Annotated in this window: 1 protein-coding gene; it reads right to left on the bottom strand. The window is 46.6% G+C overall.

Annotated elements, in window-relative coordinates; genetic code table 11:
• A partial coding sequence (locus RMT89_RS44745) for a 6-carboxytetrahydropterin synthase (protein WP_315889484.1) occupies window positions 1-243 on the bottom strand: 243 nt, incomplete at its 3' end.
• Between the last annotated feature and the right edge of the window lie 4 nt (window positions 244-247).

The raw sequence follows: 247 nt of genomic DNA, 5'->3' as shown, positions 1-247 counted from the left end.
CATGTCAGCAAGCGATTCACAGCCAAGTCTTGGAAGTACAACCAGGCGTGCAATGCCACGATTCTGCATTTCAAGATATAGCTCAAGCTCAGGATCATCTTCTGCGACCAAGAGTGTGTGGTCGAACTGTTCCTTGAGAACGCCCTTTAGTTCCTTCAAACCACCGTAATCTGCAGCCCAATTGCGAACGTCAAGATCATCTGTGCCGAAGTAAAACTTCATTGAGAATGCATATCCGTGAATCAGA

It is taken from the genome of Streptomyces sp. P17 (assembly GCF_032436805.1).
Taxonomy (GTDB): domain Bacteria; phylum Actinomycetota; class Actinomycetes; order Streptomycetales; family Streptomycetaceae; genus Streptomyces.
Note: the sequence above shows the minus strand (reverse complement) of the source record. Positions and strands in the feature narration are given on the sequence as shown.